This window comes from Kitasatospora sp. NPDC048722, from assembly GCF_040650235.1.
Taxonomy (GTDB): domain Bacteria; phylum Actinomycetota; class Actinomycetes; order Streptomycetales; family Streptomycetaceae; genus Kitasatospora.
Genome location: NZ_JBEZGX010000054.1, coordinates 30,650 through 51,975 on the forward strand (window position 1 = coordinate 30,650; position 21,326 = coordinate 51,975).

General features: G+C 74.1%; 14 protein-coding genes. 9 read left to right on the top strand and 5 right to left on the bottom strand.

Going from position 1 to position 21,326, the window contains the following annotated elements; genetic code table 11:
• Positions 1 to 30 precede the first annotated feature (30 nt).
• From AB0C76_RS31480 to eccE, 3 genes are all read right to left on the bottom strand, one after another.
• On the bottom strand, positions 31 to 2,184 hold the full coding sequence (locus tag AB0C76_RS31480) for a MinD/ParA family protein (protein ID WP_359972119.1): 2,154 nt from the start codon (positions 2,182 to 2,184) through the stop codon (positions 31 to 33).
• Positions 2,185 to 2,302: 118 nt separating this feature from the next.
• Positions 2,303 to 3,067: a hypothetical protein gene (locus AB0C76_RS31485; RefSeq protein WP_359972121.1), complete on the bottom strand. Its 765-nt coding sequence runs from the start codon at positions 3,065 to 3,067 to the stop codon at positions 2,303 to 2,305.
• Entirely contained in the window at positions 3,067 to 4,395 is a 1,329-nt protein-coding gene (eccE, locus tag AB0C76_RS31490; RefSeq protein WP_359972123.1) for a type VII secretion protein EccE, read from the bottom strand. Before eccE ends, AB0C76_RS31485 begins: the two co-directional genes overlap by 1 nt.
• Positions 4,396 to 4,562: 167 nt before the next feature.
• Here eccE and eccB point away from each other — a divergent pair, with 167 nt between their 5' ends.
• The 6 genes from eccB to AB0C76_RS31520 all read left to right on the top strand — a co-directional run bounded on the left by eccB (position 4,563) and on the right by AB0C76_RS31520 (position 10,452).
• Positions 4,563 to 6,245 (top strand): type VII secretion protein EccB, encoded by a 1,683-nt coding sequence (gene eccB / locus AB0C76_RS31495; protein ID WP_359972125.1) that lies wholly within the window; start codon positions 4,563 to 4,565, stop codon positions 6,243 to 6,245.
• A gap of 191 nt (positions 6,246 to 6,436) precedes the next feature.
• Positions 6,437 to 6,742 carry a WXG100 family type VII secretion target gene (locus tag AB0C76_RS31500; RefSeq protein WP_359972127.1) on the top strand — a complete coding sequence of 102 codons (306 nt, stop codon included), beginning with the start codon at positions 6,437 to 6,439 and terminating at the stop codon, positions 6,740 to 6,742.
• 81 nt (positions 6,743 to 6,823) lie between these two features.
• The gene (locus tag AB0C76_RS31505; protein WP_359972129.1) at positions 6,824 to 7,114 is read left to right on the top strand and encodes a WXG100 family type VII secretion target; all 291 of its coding nucleotides are present in this window, start codon (positions 6,824 to 6,826) and stop codon (positions 7,112 to 7,114) included.
• 103 nt (positions 7,115 to 7,217) lie between these two features.
• Positions 7,218 to 8,447 (top strand): type VII secretion-associated serine protease mycosin, encoded by a 1,230-nt coding sequence (gene mycP / locus AB0C76_RS31510; RefSeq protein WP_359972131.1) that lies wholly within the window; start codon positions 7,218 to 7,220, stop codon positions 8,445 to 8,447.
• A gap of 118 nt (positions 8,448 to 8,565) precedes the next feature.
• A complete protein-coding gene (locus tag AB0C76_RS31515) occupies positions 8,566 to 9,108 on the top strand; it encodes a SigE family RNA polymerase sigma factor (protein ID WP_359972132.1) in 543 nt (180 codons plus the stop codon).
• 54 nt (positions 9,109 to 9,162) lie between these two features.
• Complete coding sequence (locus AB0C76_RS31520; RefSeq protein ID WP_359972134.1) at positions 9,163 to 10,452, top strand: hypothetical protein; 1,290 nt, start codon at positions 9,163 to 9,165, stop codon at positions 10,450 to 10,452.
• 75 nt (positions 10,453 to 10,527) lie between these two features.
• Here AB0C76_RS31520 and AB0C76_RS31525 read toward each other — a convergent pair whose 3' ends face one another.
• Both AB0C76_RS31525 and eccCa read right to left on the bottom strand, forming a co-directional pair.
• Complete coding sequence (locus AB0C76_RS31525; protein WP_359972136.1) at positions 10,528 to 11,934, bottom strand: APC family permease; 1,407 nt, start codon at positions 11,932 to 11,934, stop codon at positions 10,528 to 10,530.
• A 468-nt stretch (positions 11,935 to 12,402) separates the two neighbouring features.
• Entirely contained in the window at positions 12,403 to 16,344 is a 3,942-nt protein-coding gene (gene eccCa, locus AB0C76_RS31530) for a type VII secretion protein EccCa (protein WP_359972138.1), read from the bottom strand.
• Positions 16,345 to 16,632: 288 nt separating this feature from the next.
• On the opposite strand from eccCa, the gene eccD reads away from it, so the two are divergent.
• From eccD to AB0C76_RS31545, 3 genes are all read left to right on the top strand, one after another.
• Complete coding sequence (eccD, locus tag AB0C76_RS31535) at positions 16,633 to 18,075, top strand: type VII secretion integral membrane protein EccD (RefSeq protein WP_359972140.1); 1,443 nt, start codon at positions 16,633 to 16,635, stop codon at positions 18,073 to 18,075.
• A 183-nt stretch (positions 18,076 to 18,258) separates the two neighbouring features.
• Positions 18,259 to 18,549: a 30S ribosomal protein S15 gene (gene rpsO, locus AB0C76_RS31540; RefSeq protein ID WP_196952393.1), complete on the top strand. Its 291-nt coding sequence runs from the start codon at positions 18,259 to 18,261 to the stop codon at positions 18,547 to 18,549.
• A 454-nt stretch (positions 18,550 to 19,003) separates the two neighbouring features.
• The gene (locus tag AB0C76_RS31545; protein WP_359972142.1) at positions 19,004 to 21,211 is read left to right on the top strand and encodes a polyribonucleotide nucleotidyltransferase; all 2,208 of its coding nucleotides are present in this window, start codon (positions 19,004 to 19,006) and stop codon (positions 21,209 to 21,211) included.
• Positions 21,212 to 21,326 lie beyond the last annotated feature (115 nt).

The window sequence follows — 21,326 nt, forward strand, 5'->3', positions numbered from 1 at the left end:
CCGCCGACCTGGTCGGCGGGCCCTTCGGTGTCACTGCGGGGGCTGCGGCGGGTAGCCGTAGCCGGGGGGCGGCTGGTACCCGTCCGGCTCCGCGGGCGGGGCCGGGTGCGGAGCGGCGGGCTGGGGCCACTCCGGCGCGGGCGGCTGCGTGCCGCCGGGGTGGGGCTGCGGGTAGCCGTACCCGGCGGGGGGCGGGGTCTGGCCCGGCTGCGGGTAGCCGTAGGTCCCCGGCGGCGGGGTCTGGCCGGGCTGCGGCGCCCACGGCGTGCCCGGGGCCGGCTGGGCGGCCGGTGCCGGGTACGGCTGGGCGGGGGCCTGGTAGGGCTGCGGCTGGCCGGGCTGCTGCTGCGCGTACGGCTGCTGCGGGGCCTGCTGCTGGGCCTGTTGCTGCCAGCCGCCCTGCTGCTGGGCGGCCTGCTGGGCCCGGATGATGTCCTCGCCGACCAGGGTGGCCAGCTCGAAGTACGCCTCGCGGACCTTGGGGCGCATCATGTCGAGGTTGACCTCGGCGCCGGCCGCCAGGCTCTCGTCGAACGGCACCACGATGACGCCGCGGCAGCGCGTCCGGAAGTGCGCCACGATGTCCTCGACCTTGATCAGCTTGGCGGTCTCGCGCACCCCGGAGACCACCGTGATGCTGCGCTGGACGAGGTCCGCGTAGCCGTGCGCGGAGAGCCAGTCGAGCGTGGTGGAGGCGCTGGAGGCACCGTCCACGCTGGGGGTGGAGACGATGATCAGCTGGTCGGCCAGGTCGAGCACCCCGCGCATCGCGCTGTACAGCAGGCCGGTGCCGGAGTCGGTCAGGATGATCGGGTACTGGCGGCCCAGCACGTCGATGACCTGGCGGTAGTCCGAGTCGTTGAAGGTGGTCGAGACGGCCGGGTCGACGTCGTTCGCCAGGATCTCCAGGCCCGAGTGCAGGTCCTGCGAGGTGAACTGACGGATGTCCATGTAGCTGCGCAGGTGCGGGATGGCCGTCACCAGGTCGCGGATGGTCGCGCCGGTCTGGCGCTTGACCCGGCGGCCGAGGGTGCCGGCGTCCGGGTTGGCGTCGATCGCGATCACCTTGTCCTGGCGCTCGCTGGCCAGCGTCGCGCCGAGCGCGGTGGTGGTCGTGGTCTTGCCGACGCCGCCCTTGAGGCTGATCACGGCGATCTTGTAGCAGCTCATCACCGGCGTGCGGATGATCTCCAGCTTGCGGCCCTTCTCGGCCGCCGCGGCCTTGCCGCCGAACTGGAACCGCGGCTGCTGGCGCTGCTGCTTGGGCTGGCTGCGCAGCAGGCGGTCCGAGGACAGCTCGACGGCGGCCGTGTAGCCGAGCGGGGCGCCGTGCGCGGCCTGCTGCGGGGCGGGGCCCTGCGGGAACCCGGCGGGCGCCGGGGCGCCGGCCTGCTGCGGCCAGGGCTGCGCGGGGCCGGGCTGGGTCGGCGGGGCGGGCTGCTGGTAGGCGGCGGGCTGTGGCCAGCCGCCCTGGCGCGGGTCGACCGGCGCGGCCGGAGGGGCGGGCTGAGCAGGGGCGGGCTGTGCCGGTGCGGGCTGGGGCTGCGGCTGGGCGGGCTGCTGCGCCTGGGCCGCGGCCTGCTGGGCGGCGGCCCACGCGGCGGCCTGCGGGTCCTGGGGGGCGGCGGCGGGCGGCTGCGCGAAGGACGGCGGCGGGGCCGGCGGGCCGGGCTGCACCGGCGGCACGGCGGCGTGCGCGTCCGGGAACGGCTGCGGCTCCGCGTACGGCTGCTGCGCGGCCGGGGCCGGCTGCTGGTGCGCGACCGGGGCCGCCGGGGGCCAGCCCGGGGCGACGGCCGGCGGCTGCTGCTCGTGCTGGACCGGGGCCGGCGGCGGGAAGGCGGCGTGCGGGGCCTCGGCCGCGGCGGGCGCCGGCTCCGGCGCGGCCACCGGGACCGGTGCGGGTGCGGGCGACTGCTCGGCGACGGGGGCGGGTGCGGGCTCGCTCACCGGGGCGGGGAAGGACAGCGGGGCGGGAGCCGGTGCCGGCGGCGGCACGACGGCCGGGGCCTGGGCCGGGCCCTCCGCGTCCGGGGTGCCCTGAGCCGCCGGCTCGGCCGGTGCCGCCGCGCCGTCCGTCCGCACGTACCAGGACGGGGGAGTGTAGTCGGGGGCGTCGGACCAGTCGTCGTCGTCCTCCGCCGCGTTGTGGCCGACGTAGACGCCGTCCCGATCGCTGCTCACTAGGGCTCCCTCGTGTTCGCCGCCGCTTGTTCAGCGGTGCCGTTGCCGCCTCAAGACTAGGCCGTACGGCCGACGTCGTTGTAGGCGGACTCCGATCCCGGCCGGTCGGCCGCACCGCTCAGGCGGGCGGGTCCACCCGGCGCGGCGCGCCCAGGAGCTGCAGCTCCGCCTGCCCGGCCACGGCCCGAACGTACTGACGGTGCATCCGCGTCGTCCAGAGCGTCAGGTCGTCGCCGAGGGCGGGCAGCGCGGCGACGTCCTCCGGTGGCAGCGACAGCGCGCGCCGCAGGATCCCGGCCTCCTCCGGCTGCACCCGCTGCACCCCGACGAGGTCGGCGGCGCCGACGAGCCGGGCGGCCTCCGGCAGGAGCCAGGGCAGCACCGTCAGCGTGGTCTGCCAGGGCGCGGCGGACAGCCGGCTGCGCGGCGGGCGGGCGGTGAGGTCGCGCACCACCAGAACCGGCGAGGTGACGGACGCGCCCTGCGGGCCGAGCCGGCCGGCCTGGTGGACGGTCAGGCAGGGCTGCCCGCCGCCCGCGGCCCGCGCCAGCGCGCTCCAGGCCTGCGGGCGGCCGGTCTCCACCGCGACGCGCGCGCCGGTCGAGGCGGCCCGCAGGGTGATCAGCTGGGCCGTCCACAGGCCGCCGACGAGCACCAGGTCGTGGGCGCCGGGCCGGAACAGCCCCAGCACCGAGGGCCGGCCCTGGACGTCCACGCCGATCAGCACGCCGTCGTCGCCGACGGGGAGGGCCAGCGCGCCCAGGTCCGCGGTGGCCAGCACGTGCTTGTCCCGGCGGGGGCCGCGGAGGCCGAAGCCGGGCAGGATCCGGGGCCGGGGGCGCGGCTGCGCGGTGGCGGGGTACGGGCGGGTCGGGTGGGCCATCAGGCGGTTCCTCCCAGCGGCAGGGTGGCCAGGACGCCGGGCGCCTGTTCCAGGTCGAGCCGGCTCAGGCCGAGGCCGGCGTCCCGGGCGCGGGACTCCACCTCGTGGCAGGTGGTGGCGAGTTCGGCCTCGTTGCGTCCGGTCAGCCGCAGGTGGCCGGTGAGGGTGACGGAGCCGCCGCTGCCGTGCCCGACGGTGAGGCTGAGGGTGCCGGCCAGTGCGGGGGCGCCGGTGAGCCGGTTGACCAGCTCGGGCAGGGGCGGCCCGCCGGGGTGGCCGAGGCGGGGCCAGCGGGAGATCCAGTAGGTGCAGTGCCAGCGGTCGTCGATCCGCCAGTGGCGGCGGCCCTCCCGGGTCCGGCGGGTGGCACCGGTGCCACCGCCGCTGCCCTGGAGCCCGGCCGCCGCGAGCGGGTTGGCGCACGCGGCGGTGGCCAGTGCGGCGATCAGCTCGCGTTCGTCCAGCGCCGTCGCGCGGAACCCGGCGCCGTCGAGCCGTTCGGCGAGCTGGTCGGTCACCCGCTGGAGCGCCCTGCGGGCGCCCTCCTCGCCGCCGCCGCGGGCCCGGACGGCGGTGGCGGCGCGCTCCGGGTCGAGCTTGAGCGCCACCCAGGTGAGCCGCAGCCCGGGGGTCGTGGGGCCGCCGGGCAGCTCGCGGTAGGCGCGGGCGGCGAGCGACTGCTCGGGCAGGTGCGGGGCGGGGGCGGGCTGGGTGAACTGCACCAGCTGGACGGATTCCAGGGTGATGTCGTCGACCCGCAGCGCCGAGCACAGGACGTCCAGCGGAAGCGGCCGGTCGCCGCGCGCCGGGCGCAGCGGGCGGTCCCTGGACTGGACCAGCAGCACCGAGCCGAGGAAGGTGCCGTCGCCGACCATGCCGGTCTCGCGGCGCACCGTCCGTCCGCCGAAGTCGGCCTCGGTGGCGTGGGTGTACGTGCGAAGGGCCGGTTCGAGTTCCAGCACCGGGGCGAGCGTCGGGTCGGCGTCCGCCGGAGGCAGGGTCGAACTAGCCTCCCTGAGACGGGACCTGAGTGCGGATCGGGCCGAGACGAGCTCCGGTAGGGTCCGGCCGCGCAGCGGGACGAGGCCGGCCAGGACCACGGCGAGGCCGAGTGCGCCGAGCACGGCGGTGGCCGTCCGGCCGATCGTCCAGCCGACCGCGACGAGCGCCAGGGCGGCCTCGACCAGCACGAGTCGACGGAGCAGCCGGCGGCCGCCGGGCAGCGCGGACGACGGGTGGACACGGACCGCGGCGGGTCGTCCGCCGCCGGTGGGCGGCTGCCCGCCCGATGCCGTGCCACGTCGTCCCGGAGCGGTCTGGCTTGGCATCCCCCGGCTGACCCCCACTGCTCGATCGACCGGCCCGCTGGCTCGTTCACGGACCGTGCCCGTACGGTACTCATCGTCCGCTGCCGCATCGTAGAGGGTTCGAGCGCGTTCTCGCCCGCGATGGCGGACACGGGGGCAGGGCCGGTCGGACAGGGGAGACGACGAGGATGGCATCGCGGCGGGACGAGCTGAACGCGTACACCTTCGCCCGCAGGCGGATGGTGGGCGCGTTCCTGCTGCCGGGTGGCGGTGGCGGCGACGAGGACGCGCCGCGTCCGCTGCGGGCGGTGCTGCCGAGCCTGGTCGTCGGGGCGGTGGTGGTGGCCGGGTTCGGGGTGTGGGGGGTGTTCCGCCCGAGCGCCCCGCTGCACTGGGACGACGGGCAGAACGTGGTCCAGGGCAAGGGGTCGACCACCCGGTACGTGGTGCTGACGGACCCGGACGGGCGGACGAAGCGCCTGCACCAGGTGCTGAACATGTCCTCGGCGCGGCTGGTGCTGCCGGCCGGCGCGAAGGTGGTGGTCGTGGACGACGACGTGCTCGACCGCTACCCGAACCACGGTCCGACGATCGGCATCCCGTACGCCCCGGACAAGCTGCCCGGCAAGGAGAACGTGAGCCGGGCGATGAAGTGGTCCGTGTGCGACCGCCCCGGTTCGGACGCCAGACAGGAGACCGTCGACCAGGCGCTGTTCGTGGCGGCGGGCGCGGACGCCGCGGTGCTGGGCGCCAAGGGCCGCGTGCTCGGGCCGGACCAGTTGCTGCTGGTGCAGCAGGCGGCGGACCAGCAGGTCACCTCCGGGGCCGGGGCCGGCCCGGGGGACGCGGGGACCTACCTGGTCGACGCGCAGGGCCGCCGCCACCGGATCGGCTCCCCGCAGGCGGACGACCGCGAGCGGAAGTCGCTGATCACCGCGGTCTTCGGGCCGAACGCGGTGCCGCAGCCGGTCAAGCGCGAGTGGCTGGACACCCTGCTGCCCGGCAGCGCCGTCGTCTTCCCGCGGATCGACGGCGCCGCGGACAGCCAGGGCGCCAACTCCACGGTGGCGCTGGAGAACCAGGCCGACCGCAGGATCGGCCGGCTGGTGCACTACCGGGACCGCAACTACGTCGTCGGCCGGGACCGGCTGTTCCTGGTGACGCCGTTCCAGGCCGAGCTGATCCGGCAGAACCCGGCGTACCAGATGCTGTACAGGTACGACCCGGACAAGCAGCCCCGCAACGACGAGATGACCCCGGCCGACCACGCGAGCTTCGGCACGGCCACCCCGCTGCCGAACGCGGGGGACGGCGACTGGCCGCTCAAGTCCGGTGCGCCGGTGAACGACCGGCAGGACCGGCAGGACGCGCGCACCGTCGTGTGCAGCACCTTCGACGGCGTCTCCGAGGACGGCCGCACCCCGAAGCGCAGTGTCTGGGCGGGCCCGGAGTACCCGGCGAAGTACGACAACGGCGCGGGCGCGGCCTATGTGACGCCCGGCCACGGGCTGTTCTACCGCGCGACGGACAACGGCGCGGGCGGTTCCGGCACCGACTTCCTGATCACCGAGACGGGCCTGCGCTACTCGGTGCCCGCCAACGGCGACGGCGGCCGGGGCCCGTCGTCGCCGGGCGCCCAGCCGGGCCGGGGCGGCGCCCCCGAGTCGCCCTCGCCCCAGCCGAGTACGGCGGCTCCCGCGGCGCCGGACCGGACGGAGGCGCCGCAGCAGCCGGACGAGCCCGGCGGCAATCAGGCGCGCCTGGGCTACCAGGGCGTCCAGCCGCTGCCGGTCCCCCGCGAGTGGTCGGACCTGGTGCCGGCCGGCCCGCCGCTCAGCGCCAAAGCTGCGGCCCAGCAGCAGAACGTGTGATCAGCCTTGTGCCCAGCGGGAGTTGTTGGTCCGCCGGGGCCGCTGTCATGGTTCGGCGACTACTCTGCGTTCCGAGTTGGGTGAGCTGCGTATGCCGACTACAGTGCTCCTGGACATCACAGGGGTGATGACCCGTCGGGTCGGACGGCCCGTCGGGCATGGAGTGTCTGTCTGTTGGGGGACGGTGGAGCATGAGCGCTAACCAGTTCACGATGACCGCGCAGGAGATGCAGGCCTTCGCGAGGCACATCGAGGAGGTCATCGGCAAGATCGGCCAGGAGCGCACCAAGCTCAACACCACGGTGGAGCACGTCGGCGTCGGCTGGGGAGGCCAGGCGGCCGAGGCCTACAAGGCGCTCCAGCACCGGTTCAACGAGGACATCGACGCCCTCAACGGGTCGCTGAAGGCGATCAAGGACGCGATCGAGCTGACGACCAAGTACTACGCGGAGACCGAGGCCCAGCAGCAGCAGCAGTTCAGCGGCGCCCAGGGCTGATCGCCGCCCCCGGACGCGCGAACCGGTCCGGACACCGATCACCGCACGGCGAACTGCCCGCATCCTCGATTGGGAGACATCGTGACCGACCAGATCCTCGTCAACTTCGACACCATCCACAGCGCCGCCGAGCAGGTCAAGGCCTCGGCCGCCCAGATCGACCACCTGCTGGAGGAACTCAAGCAGGGCGTCACCAAGATCTCCGCGAGTTGGGAGGGCGCGGCCCAGCAGGGCTACCGGGCCCACCAGGCGAAGTGGGACGCCAAGGCCGCCGACCTCCAGCAGGCCTGCGCGCAGATCGCGGCCTCGCTGGAGTCCGCCGCGCAGGGCTACCGCGCCACCGAGACCAAGAACACCAACGCCTGGACCTGACTGCTCCTCCCGGCGGGAGGGACGGACGCGTGGGGCGGGTGCCCGGATCCCGGGTGCCCGCCCCTGCCCGCGGGTGCGGCCGGACGACGTGAGGGGAGGCAGGGTGTCCGTACGCGGGTACCGCAGGACGGCCGCGGCCCTGGCCGCGTTCGCGGTGCTGGCCGGCCCGGCCGCCGCCCCGGCGCGCGCCGACGGTCCCGGCGTGGCCGCGGCCGGCGAGTGCCCGTCCCCCGCGCCCGACGTGCAGGTGGTGCCGTGGGCGCTGCAGCGGCTGCTGCTCGACGAGCTGTGGCAGCACGGCCGCACGACCGGCGAGGGCGTCACCGTCGCGGTCGTCGACACCGGCGTGGACGACCGCAACCCGCAGCTGGCCGGCAAGGTCACGGACGGCGGCAGCCTGCTGGTCGACCGGGAGAGCGGCAAGCGGGTCGACGGCGGCGGCAAGGACGACCAGGTCGGCCACGGCACCAAGGTGGCGGGCATCATCGCCGCCGGGCGCTCCGACCGGACCGGTTTCGTCGGACTCGCCCCGGGCGCGAAGATCCTCTCGATCCGGCAGAACGACAGCGCGGGCAACGGCGACGTCGCCACCCTCGCCGCCGCCGTCACCCAGGCCGTCCGGGCCGGCGCGCGGGTCGTCAACATCTCGCAGGACGTCCGCGGCGCGGGCACCACCGGTTTCACCGGCTACGCCGAGCTCAGGGCCGCCGTCGAGTACGCCGAGGCGCACCGCGCCGTGGTGGTCGCCTCCACCGGCAACGACGGCCGGGAGGGCGACACCTACCCGGGCGCCTTCCCCACCGTCCTCGCCGTCGGCGCCTCCGACCGCAACAACGAGCGCGCCCCCTTCTCCCAGTACGGCGACTTCGTGAAGGTCGCCGCGCCCGGCGTCGGCGTGCTCTCCACCGTCCCGGGCGGTGGCCAGTGCGCCGACAGCGGCACCAGCTTCGCCGCCCCGTACGTCTCCGGGCTGGCCGCGCTGCTGATCGGCGCCCACCCCGGCTGGAGTGCCGCCCAGGTGCGGGCGTGGATCGAGCAGACGGCGCAGCGCACCGAGCGCGGCCCGAACCGCTTCATCGGCTGGGGCGTGGTGGACCCGGTGAGGGCCGTCACCAAGGCCCCGGACGACCCGCCCGCGCAGGCCTCGCCGGACGCGCCCGTGCGCCTCGCCGCCGCCCCGGTCGTGCCCCGCCCGGCCGGCCTCGGCGAGACCCGGGCCGACCGCGACCGCCGCACCGCGACCTACGTGCTCGGCACGGGCGCACTGCTCGTCGCGCTGCTGATCGGCGGCGTCGTCGTCCTGCGCGACCACCGGCGCCGCACCGCCGGCTGACCCGGCCGGCCCCCACGGACCCGTCGCCCGGAACCCGCCCCGACCCGGCTGTAACATCCCGCGCCGGTCGCCGCATCCAAGAGGTGTCAGCGACCACGAGCCATGGGGGACAGCGCAGATGAGGCGGATCGGGGCGGGCCGGGAGGCCAAGGACGCGGAGTTCCTGGAGCTCGTGTCCAGCCGGACCGGCCACCTGTACCGCTCGGCCTGCCTGCTGACCAGCGGCGACACCCACCACGCCGAGGACCTCGTGCAGGAGGCCCTCGGCCGGATGTACGTCCTCTGGCGGCGCAGCGCCTGGACGGGTGGGTGGCACCGGATCGACAACCCGGCGGCCTACGTCCACACCGTCATGGTGCGGACCTTCCTGGCCCAGCAGCGCCGGCGCTCCAGCACCGAGCGCCCCACCGGCGACCTGCCCGAGCCCGAGGGCAGGGAGGCCGACAGCACGCTGCGGCTGACCCTCCTCGACGCGCTCGGCCGGATGCCGGCCAAGGACCGGGCGGTGCTGGTCCTGCGCTACTGGGAGGACCGCAGCGTCGAGGAGACCGCCGAGGTGCTGCGCGCCTCCTCCGGTGCGGTCCGCACCCGCACGACCCGGGCCCTGGCCCGGCTGCGCACCCTGCTCGGCGACTCCCTGGCCGAACTGGCCACCCGCTGAGCTCCGTTCGACACCCGACCGGCGACATCCGAACCGAAGAGACGGTGATCAACCATGTCCGAACCGGACACGTTCGAGGACGACCTGCTCTACGCCATGAGCCGCACCGGCGAGGCCTTCCGCTCCGAGCGCGCGGATCTGGCGGCCGGCGGCCTGGACCTCGGCCGCCGCCGCTGGCGCCGCCGGTCCGCCGCCGCCGTGGTGAGCGGCGCCGCCGCGCTGGCCCTGGTCGGCACCGGCGCGTTCTACCTCTCCGGGGCCACCGGTGGCTCCCCGGTCGCCGCCCCGGCCGAGGCCGCGGCCGGCCCGGCGACGAGCGGCGCGGGCACCGCCCCCCTCACCGCGACCCCGGCCGCCACTCCGGCGGCGACGAAGGCGGCGGCGCCGAGCGCCCCCGTCACGGACAAGGAGATGCTGGCCGCCTTCCAGTCGCTGCTGCCCAAGGGCGAGGTGGCGGAGGCCAAGGGCGAGGGCACCGAGAAGAGCACGACCCCGTACGCCCAACTGGTCTTCGACGACGGCCAGGGCAAGTCCCTGATGAGCGTCTCGGTCCAGAAGTTCCACAAGGGCCAGGAGCAGCAGCGCACCTGCCCGACGGACCTCAAGCTCGCCAACCTGGACTCGTGCAGCGTCACCACGCTGCCGGACGGCTCCACGCTCATGCTCTCCCAGGGCTACGAGTACCCGGACCACCGCGCCACGACCAAGGAGTGGTGGGCGACGGTGAGCCGCCCGGACGGCGGCCAGGTCTCCTTCAACGAGTGGAACGCGGCGCAGGAGAAGGGCGCGCCCGACAGTCGCCCCAACCCGCCGATCAGCCTGGAGCAGGCGAAGGCGATCGTCACCGACAAGGTCTGGGACAAGGCGGTCGCGGCGGTCCGGTACAACGGCATCGACCCGGCGGTGCAGGATCCGGGCGTCACGCCGGACGAGAAGCAGGCGATCCTGGCCGCGCTGTTGCCGGCCGGCGTCACGGTCCAGAGCCGCACCACCCACCTCACCTCCGACGTCTACCAGTTGGTCGGCGAGGGCAGGGCCAGGGGTTCGATCACCGTCCTGCTCGCGAACTGGTCGCGGCCGTTCGGCGACGCGGACACCCAGCAGCAGATGGACCGGATGCGCGCCGCGCAGTTCAAGGACGCCACCGTCCTGCCCGACGGCACCAAGGTCGTCGTGAACGAGCCCGGCAGCGGGTCCGACCCGAAGTTCCCCTACACGCGGGCCGCCGAGCTGCACCCGGACGGGACGTACATCGAGGTCGACGACACCGACGGCAAGAACCTGCTCACCCTCGACCAGCTGAAGGCGATCGCGGCGAGCCCGGAGTGGAAGGTCAGGAAGTAGGGACGTGACGACACGGCGGTGCCCCGGGCGAGGGGGGAAGCCCGGGGCACCGCGCGGTGGGGGAGGGGGTGGGGGTCAGGCCTGCTGCTGGTCCTCGGGGAGGCTGATCACCCAGCGGGAGTCCTGCCGGGGGCGCAGGTAGAACAGCCAGTAGAGGGTCGCGGCGGCGGTGATGCCGCCGGTCCAGAGCAGGGGCTCGGTGTCCAGCTGGGTCATGACGTAGACCAGGACGGCGATCAGGACCACCGGGACGGCCGGCCACAGCGGCATCCGCCAGGCGGCGGCGTGCTTGTGGTGGCCGCGGCGGGAGAGCAGCGCGGCGACCGCGACCAGCAGGTACATCGCGGTGACGGCGACGCCGGTGATGTTGCTGAGCAGCTCGCCCTTGACGAAGCAGAGCGCGGCGCCCGGCAGGCCGACGGCCAGGGTGGCGATCCACGGGGAGCCGAAGCGGCCGAGCGTGCCGAAGGCCTTGTTGACCGGCCCGGGCCAGGCCTTGTCGCGGGCGGAGGCGAACAGCACGCGGGAGTTCTGGATGACCATGACGATGCCGGCGTTGATGATGGCCAGTGCGATGCAGAGGCTGATGAAGGTGCCGACCGCCGAGTTGCTCCAGGCGGTGACCATGCCCGAGATGTCGCCGGCGGCCAGGGTCTGCAGGTCGGGGGCGCCCACGGTGATGGCCGCGACCGGGATCAGGATGATGGCGCTGGAGAGGCCGAGCGTCCAGAGCACGGTGCGCGAGACGGTGCGGCGGGGGTTCTCCAGCTCCTCGGAGAGGTAGACGGCGGTGGAGAAGCCCTGGGTGACGAAGAGGGCGATGCCGAGCGCGCCGATGATGGCGCCGATGCCGACGGTGGTGGTGGCGCCGTTGTCCCCGGCGACCACGCCGTGCAGCAGGCTCGGGTGGTTCGGGTTGGTGTGGGCGAAGCCGAGCACCGACACGACGCCGGCCGCGACGACCTCCAGAACCAGGAAGACGCCGGTGATCCAGGCGTTGGCGCGCAGGTCCAGCAGGCCGGCCAGGGTGGCGGCCAGCATCACCGCGGCGCCCGCGATGGGCTTGTCGACGTGCAGGACGGGCGCCAGGTAGTCGGCGGTGCCGAGCGCGATGACCGAGGGGACGATCATCACCACGATCAGCGACTGGATGAAGACCAGCCAGCCGGCCAGCCGCCCGGCCAGCGTGCCGACCATCGCGTACTCGCCGCCGGCGCTGGGGATCAGCGTGCCGAGCTCGGAGTAGCAGAAGGCGACGGCGACGCACAGCACCGAGCCGATCGCGATGGTGAGGGCGGTGGCGCTGCCGATGCTGGAGAACAGCTCCGGCACGATCACGAAGAGCGTGGAGGCCGGGGTGACGCAGGACAGCGTGAGCAGCGTGCCGCCCACGACGCCGATCGAGCGCTTGAGCTGCTGGGGGGCGACTGTCTCGTGCGCAGTGGGGGCTACGTCGAGTGGCTGGCGAAGCGTGTCGGTCATGTGGCTTCCGATCGGCTCTGTGAGGTCCTGGGGTGGGAGCGGTATCGCCTCCGCTTGCTGGTTGCTCGGGTCTTGGTCCGGTCGCTCCCGGGCCGCAATGGAACCTTGGGCGTAATGATTGCGTCAACGCCGGAACTGCTTCGGAATCCGTTGCAGGAAAGGGCATAAACATGCGATCCGATGATCACGTACGGTCATTGCGCGGATTGTCCGAGTTGTTACCTCTCCCGCATTGCACCTGAATCCAAGGTGAACATCGCATTGAGGGCATCCTTTCGAAGGCTGCACTCCGATCCGATGCTGGCACGCCCAGGCGCCCCCAGACGGCCCCGCAGGCCCGGCGCGGGGGTGCGGGAACCGCAGCCCCACGCCGGAAAGATCTAGGTAACGTTTCAACACCTGGGACGCCGGGGGTGCGCCGAGGGGTCGGACCCGCGCGGGTCCGACCCCTTTGGTCACCGTCCGTCACTACTCGGCGGGGAGCCACCCCGTCTGGACCAGCTGCCCGCCGGTCGCCCGCCGCGACACGTACAGCCCGCGGCCCGGCGGCAGCGCCTGCGGCTTGACCGTCCCCAGCAGGGCCCCCTCGTCCCGGTTGCCGGAGAGGACCACGCCCTGCCCGCCGAGCTCGCGCATCCGCTGGAGCACCGGCTCGTACAGCGACCGCCCGGCGCCGCCCGCGCTGCGCGCCACGATCACCCGCAGCCCGATGTCCCGGGCGAACGGCAGGAACTCGGCCAGCGGCGCCAGCGGGTTGCCCGAGCCCGTCGCGACGAGGTCGTAGTCGTCGACGACCACGAACATGTCCTTGCCGCTGTACCAGCTGCGGTCGCGCAACTGCTCGGCGGTGACGTCCGGCCCGGGCAGGCGGCGCGAGCAGGCGCCGCGCAGCATGCCGACGACCTTCGTCAGCGCGGGCTGCGTCGCCGCGTACTCCACCTGGTACTCGCGGGGGACGGCCCCCAGCAGCGCACGCCGGTAGTCGGCGACGACGATGCCCGCCTGGTCGGCCGTGTACCGCTCGGTGATCTGCTTGACCAGCATCCGCAGCAGGGCGGACTTCCCGGACTGGGTGTCACCGAACACGATGAACAGCGGGTCCGTCTCGAAGTTGACGAAGACCGGCGCCAGTTCGGCCTCGTCCACGCCGAAGGCCACCCCTCGCTCGGGGTGCTCGAAGCCCTTCGGCAGCCCGTACCCGTCCAGGACGGCCGGCAGCATCCGCACCCGCGGCGCGCGCGGGCCGGTCCAGGCGCCGGCGACGGCGGAGACGAGTCCGGCCACGCCGTCCTGGAGGTCGTCCACCGCGGACGAGCCGTCGATCCGGGGCAGGCCGGTCAGGAAGTGCAGCCGCTCCGGGGTGACGCCGCGCCCCGTGAGCGCGGGGACGTTCTGCGCGATCCGGCGGTCGACCTCCGACTCCATCGGGTCGCCGAGCTTGAGCTCGGTGCGGTTCTGCAGCAGGTCCTTGAGCGCCGGGCGCACCTCCGCGTAGCGGGCCGCGGTGACGACGAGGTGCACGCCGTAGCCGAGGCCGCGCTGGGCGATGTCGGCGATCACCGGCTCCAGCGCCTCGAACTCCTGCTTGAAGGTGTTCCAGCCGTCGATCACCAGGAACACGTCGCCGAAGGCCTCGTCCGGGAGCCGCCCGGCCGCCCGGCGGGCCCGGTAGGCCGCGATGGTGTCGATCCCGGCGGCCCGGAACAGCTCCTCGCGCCGGTTCAGCACGCCGTGCACCTCGGAGACCGTCCGGCGCACCTCGTCGACGTCGAGCCGCCCGGCCACCCCGCCGACGTGCGGCAGCCCGGCCAGTGCGCGGAAGCCGCCCGCGCCGAGGTCCAGCAGGTAGAACTGCACCTCCAACGGGGTGTGGGTGAGCGCGAACGCGGCCACCGCGGTGCGCACGACCGTCGACTTTCCCGAGAGCGGGCCGCCGACGACCAGGCCGTGCCCGGCCGCCCCGGCGAAGTCGAGCTCCAGGACGTCCGTCCGCTGCTCGCGCGGCCGGTCGACCACGCCGATCGGCACCCGCAGCCGGCCCGCCGGGTACCCCGGTGCACCAAGCCCGCGCTCCGGCACGGCCTGCAGCGGCGGCAGCAGCCGGTCGAGGCTCGGCGCCGCGCCCAGCGGGGGCAGCCACACCCGGTGCGCGGCCGGGCCCTGGCCGGCCATCCGCCGCACGAAGACGTCGAGCACCGTGTCGGCCAGGGCGTCGTCCCGCTCCGGGGCCTGCGCCTCCTCCTGCTCGGCGGGCTCAGGCAGCTCCACCTCGGCCGCGGTGAACAGGACCGGCCGCGTGCCGGCCCGCTGCTCACCGGAGGTGTGCTGCTGCCCCGGCGCCCGGTAGGGGCCCGAGACGTACGCGGCCTTGAACCGCTCCATCGCGTCCTCGCCGAACTTGAGGTAGCCGACGCCCGGCACCGGCGGCAGGTGGTAGGCGTCCGGCGCGCCGATCGCCGCCCGCGACTCGGCCGCGGAGAAGGTGCGCAGACCGATCCGGTAGGAGAGGTAGGTGTCCAGGCCGCGCAGTTTGCCCTCCTCCAGGCGCTGCGAGGCCAGCAGCAGGTGCACCCCCAGCGAGCGGCCGATCCGGCCGATCTGGATGAACATCTCGATGAAGTCCGGCTTGGCGGTGAGGAGTTCGGAGAACTCGTCGATGATCAGCACCAGCGAGGGCAGCGGGTCAAGGGCCGCCCCGGCCGCGCGCGCCCGCTCGTACTCGTGGATGTTGACGTAGTTGCCGGCCCGGTGCAGCAGCTCCTGCCGGCGGTGCAGCTCGCCCTCGATCGCGTCGCGCATGCGGTCGACCAGGGTGAGCTCCGCCTCCAGGTTGGTGATGACGGCCGAGGTGTGCGGCAGCTCGGCCATGCCGGCGAACGTCGCGCCGCCCTTGAAGTCGGCGAGGACGAAGTTCAGCTCCTCCGAGGAGTGCGTCATCGCGAGCGCCAGCACCAGCGTGCGCAGCAGTTCCGACTTGCCGGAGCCGGTCGCGCCGACGCACAGGCCGTGCGGGCCCATGCCCTCCAGCGCGGCCTCCTTGATGTCCAGGAACACGTGCTCGCCGCCCGCGCCGACGCCGATCGGCACCCGCATCCGCTCGTGCCGGGCGCGCGGGCGCCAGCCGCGGGAGACGTCGAAGGAGCCCGGGTCGCCGGAGTTCATCAGGTCGGTGAAGTCGAGGTCGGACAGCAGCGGCTCCTCGTCGCCGCCGGCCGACATCCGGTACGGCGCCAACTGCCGTGCCAGCGCCTCGGACTGCCAGGCCGAGAGCAGGTCGGGCGCGCCGGTGTAGGTGGCCCCGGAGGCCGAGCGGAGCTCGATCGCGGTGGGGCGGACGGTCACCATCAGGTGCCCGCTCGGCTCGTCGAGCTCTCCCGGGACGACCTCGATGACGGTCACCCCCTGCACGCCCTCCGGGCTCGCGAGCAGCGAGTCGTGCGGCACCCCGGCGCCGTCCATCACGACGACGACGTGCGGCTGGTCCGGCGGGGCGGCGGCGTCCCGGACGAACCGCTGGCGGCCGGCGAGTTCGTCCTGGAGCAGCAGCTCCAGCTCGCCGAGCCCGGTGGCGGTCAGTCGGCGCGAGCCGGCGCCGTCGGTCTCCTTGCGGTGCTGGTTGTGCGGGAGCCACTTCGTCCACTCCCACTCCCCGGCCGCGCCGGGCGCCGCGGCGACCGCCACCAGCAGGTCGTCCGGTGAGTGCAGGGTGGTCAGCTGGGCGATCATCGCCCGCACGCTGCCGTACACCGAGTCCGGGTCGCCGCACACCGTGACGTGGTAGAAGGCGCGCAGCGACACCGCGAGCGGGAGGTCCTGGAGCGTGCCGTGCGCGCTCAGGAAGGACTTCATGGCCGCCGCCGACAGCGGCTCCAGCTCTTCCACCGGCGCGGTCCGCGGTGCCACCAGGGGAGTGGACAGCTGCACCGGCCCGAGGCCGACCCGGATCTGCGCGAAGTCCGCGTCCCCCGAGCGGCGTTCCCACAGCCGGCGCCCGTCCGCGACGACCGACCACAGCTGGTCCGGCGCCGGGTTGAGGAACAGCAGCGCGCCGCGCTGGCGCTCGGCGGTGCGGCGCACCGCGCGCCGCGTCTGCCGGAGGTACGTGAGGTAGTCGCGCCGCGCGTCGGACGTCGCGGTGGAACCGCCCCGACGGGCCCGGACGATCTGCGCGAGCACCATGCCGACCGTCGAGGCGATCATCAGCCCGCCCATGATCCGCATCGGCCCCTGGGAGCCCGGAGCGAAGAAGAACACCGCCGAGCCGCCCATGCCCAGCATCGGCAGGACGCTCGACACCCAGTCCTCGCCGCCCTGGCGCGGCAGTTCGGGCGGAGCGACCAGCTCCACCGGCTCGTCCGGTACCGGGGGCGGATAAGCCCTGGCCGCACGCCTCACCATGATCACACCCATGTGCCCCCCACCCCTAGGCGCCGGTACACCGGAGGCGGCCGCCCGACACGGCCGCCGAACGCGGCGTCGGGGCGCCCGACGGTACTGGTCGCACCCGTACTCTCGGCACGGGTAGGGTAGCGCCGCGTCAACTCGTGGGTACGCCGGGTGGCTTCGCCCCGGCGCGGGGACAGGGGGAACGTCCAGTGCGCGGAACGACCGAGGTGGTCGCATGAGCGAGCGCAGCGACCTCATCAGGAGCAGGTGCACGTGGGTGAACGCCCCTGCCGAGCGAAGCGGGGCGGGTGCATGAACGCCGTCGCGACGGGCTTCGCCCGGGTCACCGTCGTCACCCCGGACCGCCGGATCGACGTCGCCCTGCCGGAGGACCTCCCCCTCGCCGACCTCTACCCCGACGTCCTGCGCCTGGCCCGCGCCACCCAGCCCGACGGCGTCCCCACCGGATTCCACCTGGTACGCCGCGACGGCACCGTCCTCGACGGCGGCCTGTCGCTGGCCGCCCAGCAGGTACGCGACGGCGACCTGCTCACGCTGCGCCCGTTCGCCGAGTCCCTCCCGCCGGCCGTCTACGACGACGTCGCCGACGCCATCGCGGGCGCCGTCCGGGCCGACCACCGCTTCTGGAGCCCCGAACTCACCCGGGCCTTCGGCCTCACCGGCGCCACCGTCCTGCTCGCGCTGCTCGGCCTCGCCCTGTGGTCCGCCGGCCCGCACCACGACGCGCACGGCCTGCCCGGCGTCCTCGCCGGCGTCGCCGCCGTCGTCCTCACCGCCCTGGCCGGCGTCCGCGCCCGGGTCTACGGGGACGCCCCGGCGGCGGTCGCGCTCGGCCTCGGCGCGCTGCCGCACGCCCTGATCGCCGGGACCGGCCTGCTCGCCGCCGCCCGGCCTGGGGACGGCCCCGGCCGGCTGCACTTCCTGACCGGCTGCGTCGCCGTCCTCGTCACCGCCGTCCTGCTGGCCGGCCTGCTCCCCGAACGCGACGCGGTGTTCGTCGCCGTCGCCCTCGCCGCCGCCGCGGGCGCTCTCGCCGCCTTCGCCGCCGTGCTGCTGCCCGGCACCCCGGCCCACCGCATCGCCGCCGTCACCGGCGTGGCCGCCGTCGCCGCCATCGGCTTCCTGCCCGGGCTCGCCGCCCGCTTCGCCCGGCTGCCCGTCGGCTACGCCGCCCCCGGCCAGGCCCGCGGCGGCGAGGCGGACGACGAGAACCGGGCCGAGACCGTCCGGTACGAGCGCATCGCCCAGCAGGCCCGCCGCGGCCACGAGGTCCTCGTCGGCCTGGTCGGCGGGTGCGCCGCGGTCGTCGCCGGCGCCTGCGCGCTGCTCGGCTTCGCCGACGCGGCCTTCCCCGAACTGCTCGCGCTCGCGCTCGGCCTCGCCGTCATGCTCCGTGCCCGGCTGTTCCGCTACACCGCGCAGGTCCTCGCGCTCACCTCGGCCGGACTGCTCGGTCTCGCCCTGCTGGTCGCGGGCCTGTCGCTGCACGCCCGGCAGTTCGCCCAGGGCGCCGCCCCCGCCGACGCCGACCTGCGCACCGTCTGGCTGACCGCCGCCGTCGCCCTCGGCGCCGCCGTGCTCACCGCGACCGCGCTCGTCGTGCCCCGGCGCGGCGTCTCCCCCTTCTGGGGACGCGTCCTCGACCTCGTCGACGGCCTCGCCCTGCTCTCCCTCGTCCCGCTCGCGCTCGCCGTCCTCGACGTCTACCGTCTGGTGCGCGGCGCCGCCGGCTGACCCGCCCCGGCCCCGCCGGCCGCCCGCGTGGGCGGCGCTGGTACGCTTGGCCTTCGAGCGCAGCCGTGTGTCCGCCCCCAGGGTGCGGAGGAAGCGGCCGGCGCCCGCGTTACGACACCGAGTTCTCGATGAGTCCTGTGCCGTAGACCAGGACCGCTCGGTTCACCTCGTTAAGGAGTTGCAGTGGCTCTCGCCTCTGACGTCAAGAAGCAGATCATCGCCGAGTTCGGCCAGAAGGAGGGCGACACCGGCTCCCCCGAGGTTCAGGTGGCCATGCTCTCCCGCCGCATCTCGGACCTGACCGAGCACCTCAAGACCCACAAGCACGACCACCACTCGCGCCGTGGCCTGCTGATCCTGGTCGGCCAGCGCCGCCGTCTGCTGCAGTACCTGGCCAAGAAGGACATCGAGCGCTTCCGTACGCTCGTCGACCGCCTGGGCATCCGTCGCGGTGCCGCCGGCGGCGCCCGCTAAGACCGCCGCTCGGGGCGGCTCCCCACACCGGGGAGCCGCCCCTCGCGCGTATGCCGCGGTCGTTCGACCGCGGCGCCCGGACATAACAACTCGCGCGCACCTCCCCAGGTGGCCGAGGATTGCACCGTAGGGTTGTGGGCATGCCGGGTGATGGCGCACGAGGCGCCATCCAGGCAGAAGGACCCCAACCCCCCGCGGGCCGAAGGCTTCAAACGGAAGCCGCCCGCATCCGAGAGAGCGTCCAGACGCGGACCGCCCGCGCGGCCCGGCAGCCGTGAGGCGCCGGTCCTCGGTAGTGGCCCCCGGAAGCCCCGCAGTCGAGCGGGACCCGCCGGAGGCTTCGATCGAAGACCGGCCCGACTGCCGCCCCTCCTGACAGGAGGGCACAGGGCCCACCGGCAGGCAGGACGCGGGGACGCTCTCCCGGAGACGTACGAAAGAGGAGATCTTCCAGGTGGAAGAGAACGTGTTCTACGCCGAGGCCGTCATCGACAACGGTTCCTTCGGCACCCGTACCATCCGCTTCGAGACGGGCCGCCTGGCCCGTCAGGCCGCCGGCTCCGCCGTGGCCTACCTGGACGACGACACCATGGTGCTGTCGGCCACCAGCGCGTCCAAGCAGCCGAAGGAGCACTTCGACTTCTTCCCGCTGACCGTGGACGTCGAGGAGCGGATGTACGCCGCGGGCCGCATCCCCGGCTCGTTCTTCCGTCGCGAGGGCCGGCCCTCCGAGGACGCGATCCTCACCTGCCGCCTGATCGACCGCCCGCTGCGCCCGTCCTTCGTCAAGGGCCTGCGCAACGAGGTCCAGGTCGTCGTCACCGTGATGGCGCTCAACCCCGACCACCTGTACGACGTGGTCGCGATCAACGCCGCCTCCGCCTCCACCCAGCTGGCCGGCCTGCCGTTCTCCGGCCCCATCGGTGGCGTGCGCGTCGCGCTGATCAACGGCCAGTGGGTGGCCTTCCCGACCCACAGCGAGCTGGAGTCGGCCGTCTTCGACATGGTCGTCGCCGGTCGCGTCCTGCCGGACGGCGACGTCGCGATCATGATGGTCGAGGCCGAGGCCACCGACAAGACCATCAAGCTGGTCGAGGGCGGCGCCGAGGCTCCGACCGAGGAGGTCGTCGCCTCCGGTCTGGACGCCGCCAAGCCGTTCATCAAGGTCCTGTGCGCCGCCCAGGCCCAGCTGGCCGCCCAGGCCGCCAAGCCCACCGGCGAGTTCCCGGTCTTCCTGGACTACCAGGACGACGTCCTCGCCGCGCTGACCGCCGCCGTCAAGGACGAGCTGGCCCAGGCCCTCACCATCGCGGGCAAGCAGGAGCGCAACAACGAGCTCGACCGCGTCAAGGCGCTCGCCGCCGAGAAGCTGCTCCCCGAGTTCGAGGGCCGCGAGAAGGAGATCAGCGCCGCCTACAACGCGCTGACCAAGAAGATCGTCCGCGAGCGCGTCATCAAGGACAAGGTCCGCATCGACGGCCGCGGCGTCACCGACATCCGCACCCTGGCCGCCGAGGTCGAGGCCATCCCGCGCGTCCACGGCTCCGCCCTGTTCGAGCGCGGCGAGACCCAGATCCTGGGCGTCACCACGCTGAACATGCTGCGCATGGAGCAGCAGCTCGACACGCTCTCCCCGGAGACGCGTCGCCGCTACATGCACAACTACAACTTCCCGCCGTACTCGGTCGGCGAGACCGGCCGCGTGGGCTCGCCCAAGCGCCGCGAGATCGGCCACGGCGCCCTGGCCGAGCGCGCCATCCTGCCGGTGCTCCCCACCCGCGAGGAGTTCCCGTACGCCATCCGCCAGGTCTCCGAGGCGCTCGGCTCCAACGGCTCCACCTCGATGGGCTCGGTCTGCGCCTCCACCATGTCGCTGCTGAACGCCGGTGTGCCGCTGAAGGCCGCCGTCGCCGGCATCGCCATGGGCCTGATCTCCCAGGAGATCGACGGTGAGACCCACTACGTCGCGCTGACCGACATCCTCGGTGCCGAGGACGCGTACGGCGACATGGACTTCAAGGTCGCCGGCACCCGCAACTTCATCACCGCTCTCCAGCTCGACACCAAGCTGAACGGCATCCCGGCGTCGGTCCTGGCCGCCGCCCTGAAGCAGGCCCGTGACGCCCGCCTGCACATCCTCGACGTGATGAACGAGGCCATCGACTCCCCGGACGAGATGTCCCCGAACGCGCCGCGCATCATCACCATCAAGATCCCGGTGGACAAGATCGGCGAGGTCATCGGCCCCAAGGGCAAGATGATCAACCAGATCCAGGAGGACACCGGCGCCGAGATCACGATCGAGGACGACGGCACCATCTACATCGGTGCCGCCGACGGCCCGGCCGCCGAGGCCGCCCGCACCACGATCAACCAGATCGCCAACCCGACCATGCCGGAGGTCGGCGAGCGCTACCTGGGTACCGTGGTCAAGACCACGACCTTCGGTGCGTTCGTGTCGCTCATGCCGGGCAAGGACGGCCTGCTGCACATCTCGCAGATCCGCAAGCTCGCCGGCGGCAAGCGCGTGGAGAACGTCGAGGACGTGCTCGGCGTCGGCGCCAAGGTGCAGGTCGAGATCGCCGAGATCGACCCGCGCGGCAAGCTCTCCCTGATCCCGGTCATCGAGGGCGAGGAGGGCGGCGAGGCCGCTTCCGAGTGAAGCGCCGCTAGCTGACCCCTTGCGGCCCGTACGCCTCCCGGCGTGCGGGCCGCACCCTGTTGTCCCCCGCGTTCGTACGCGCGTCCTCCGGCCGCGCGTTTCCTCTGGAGGTACC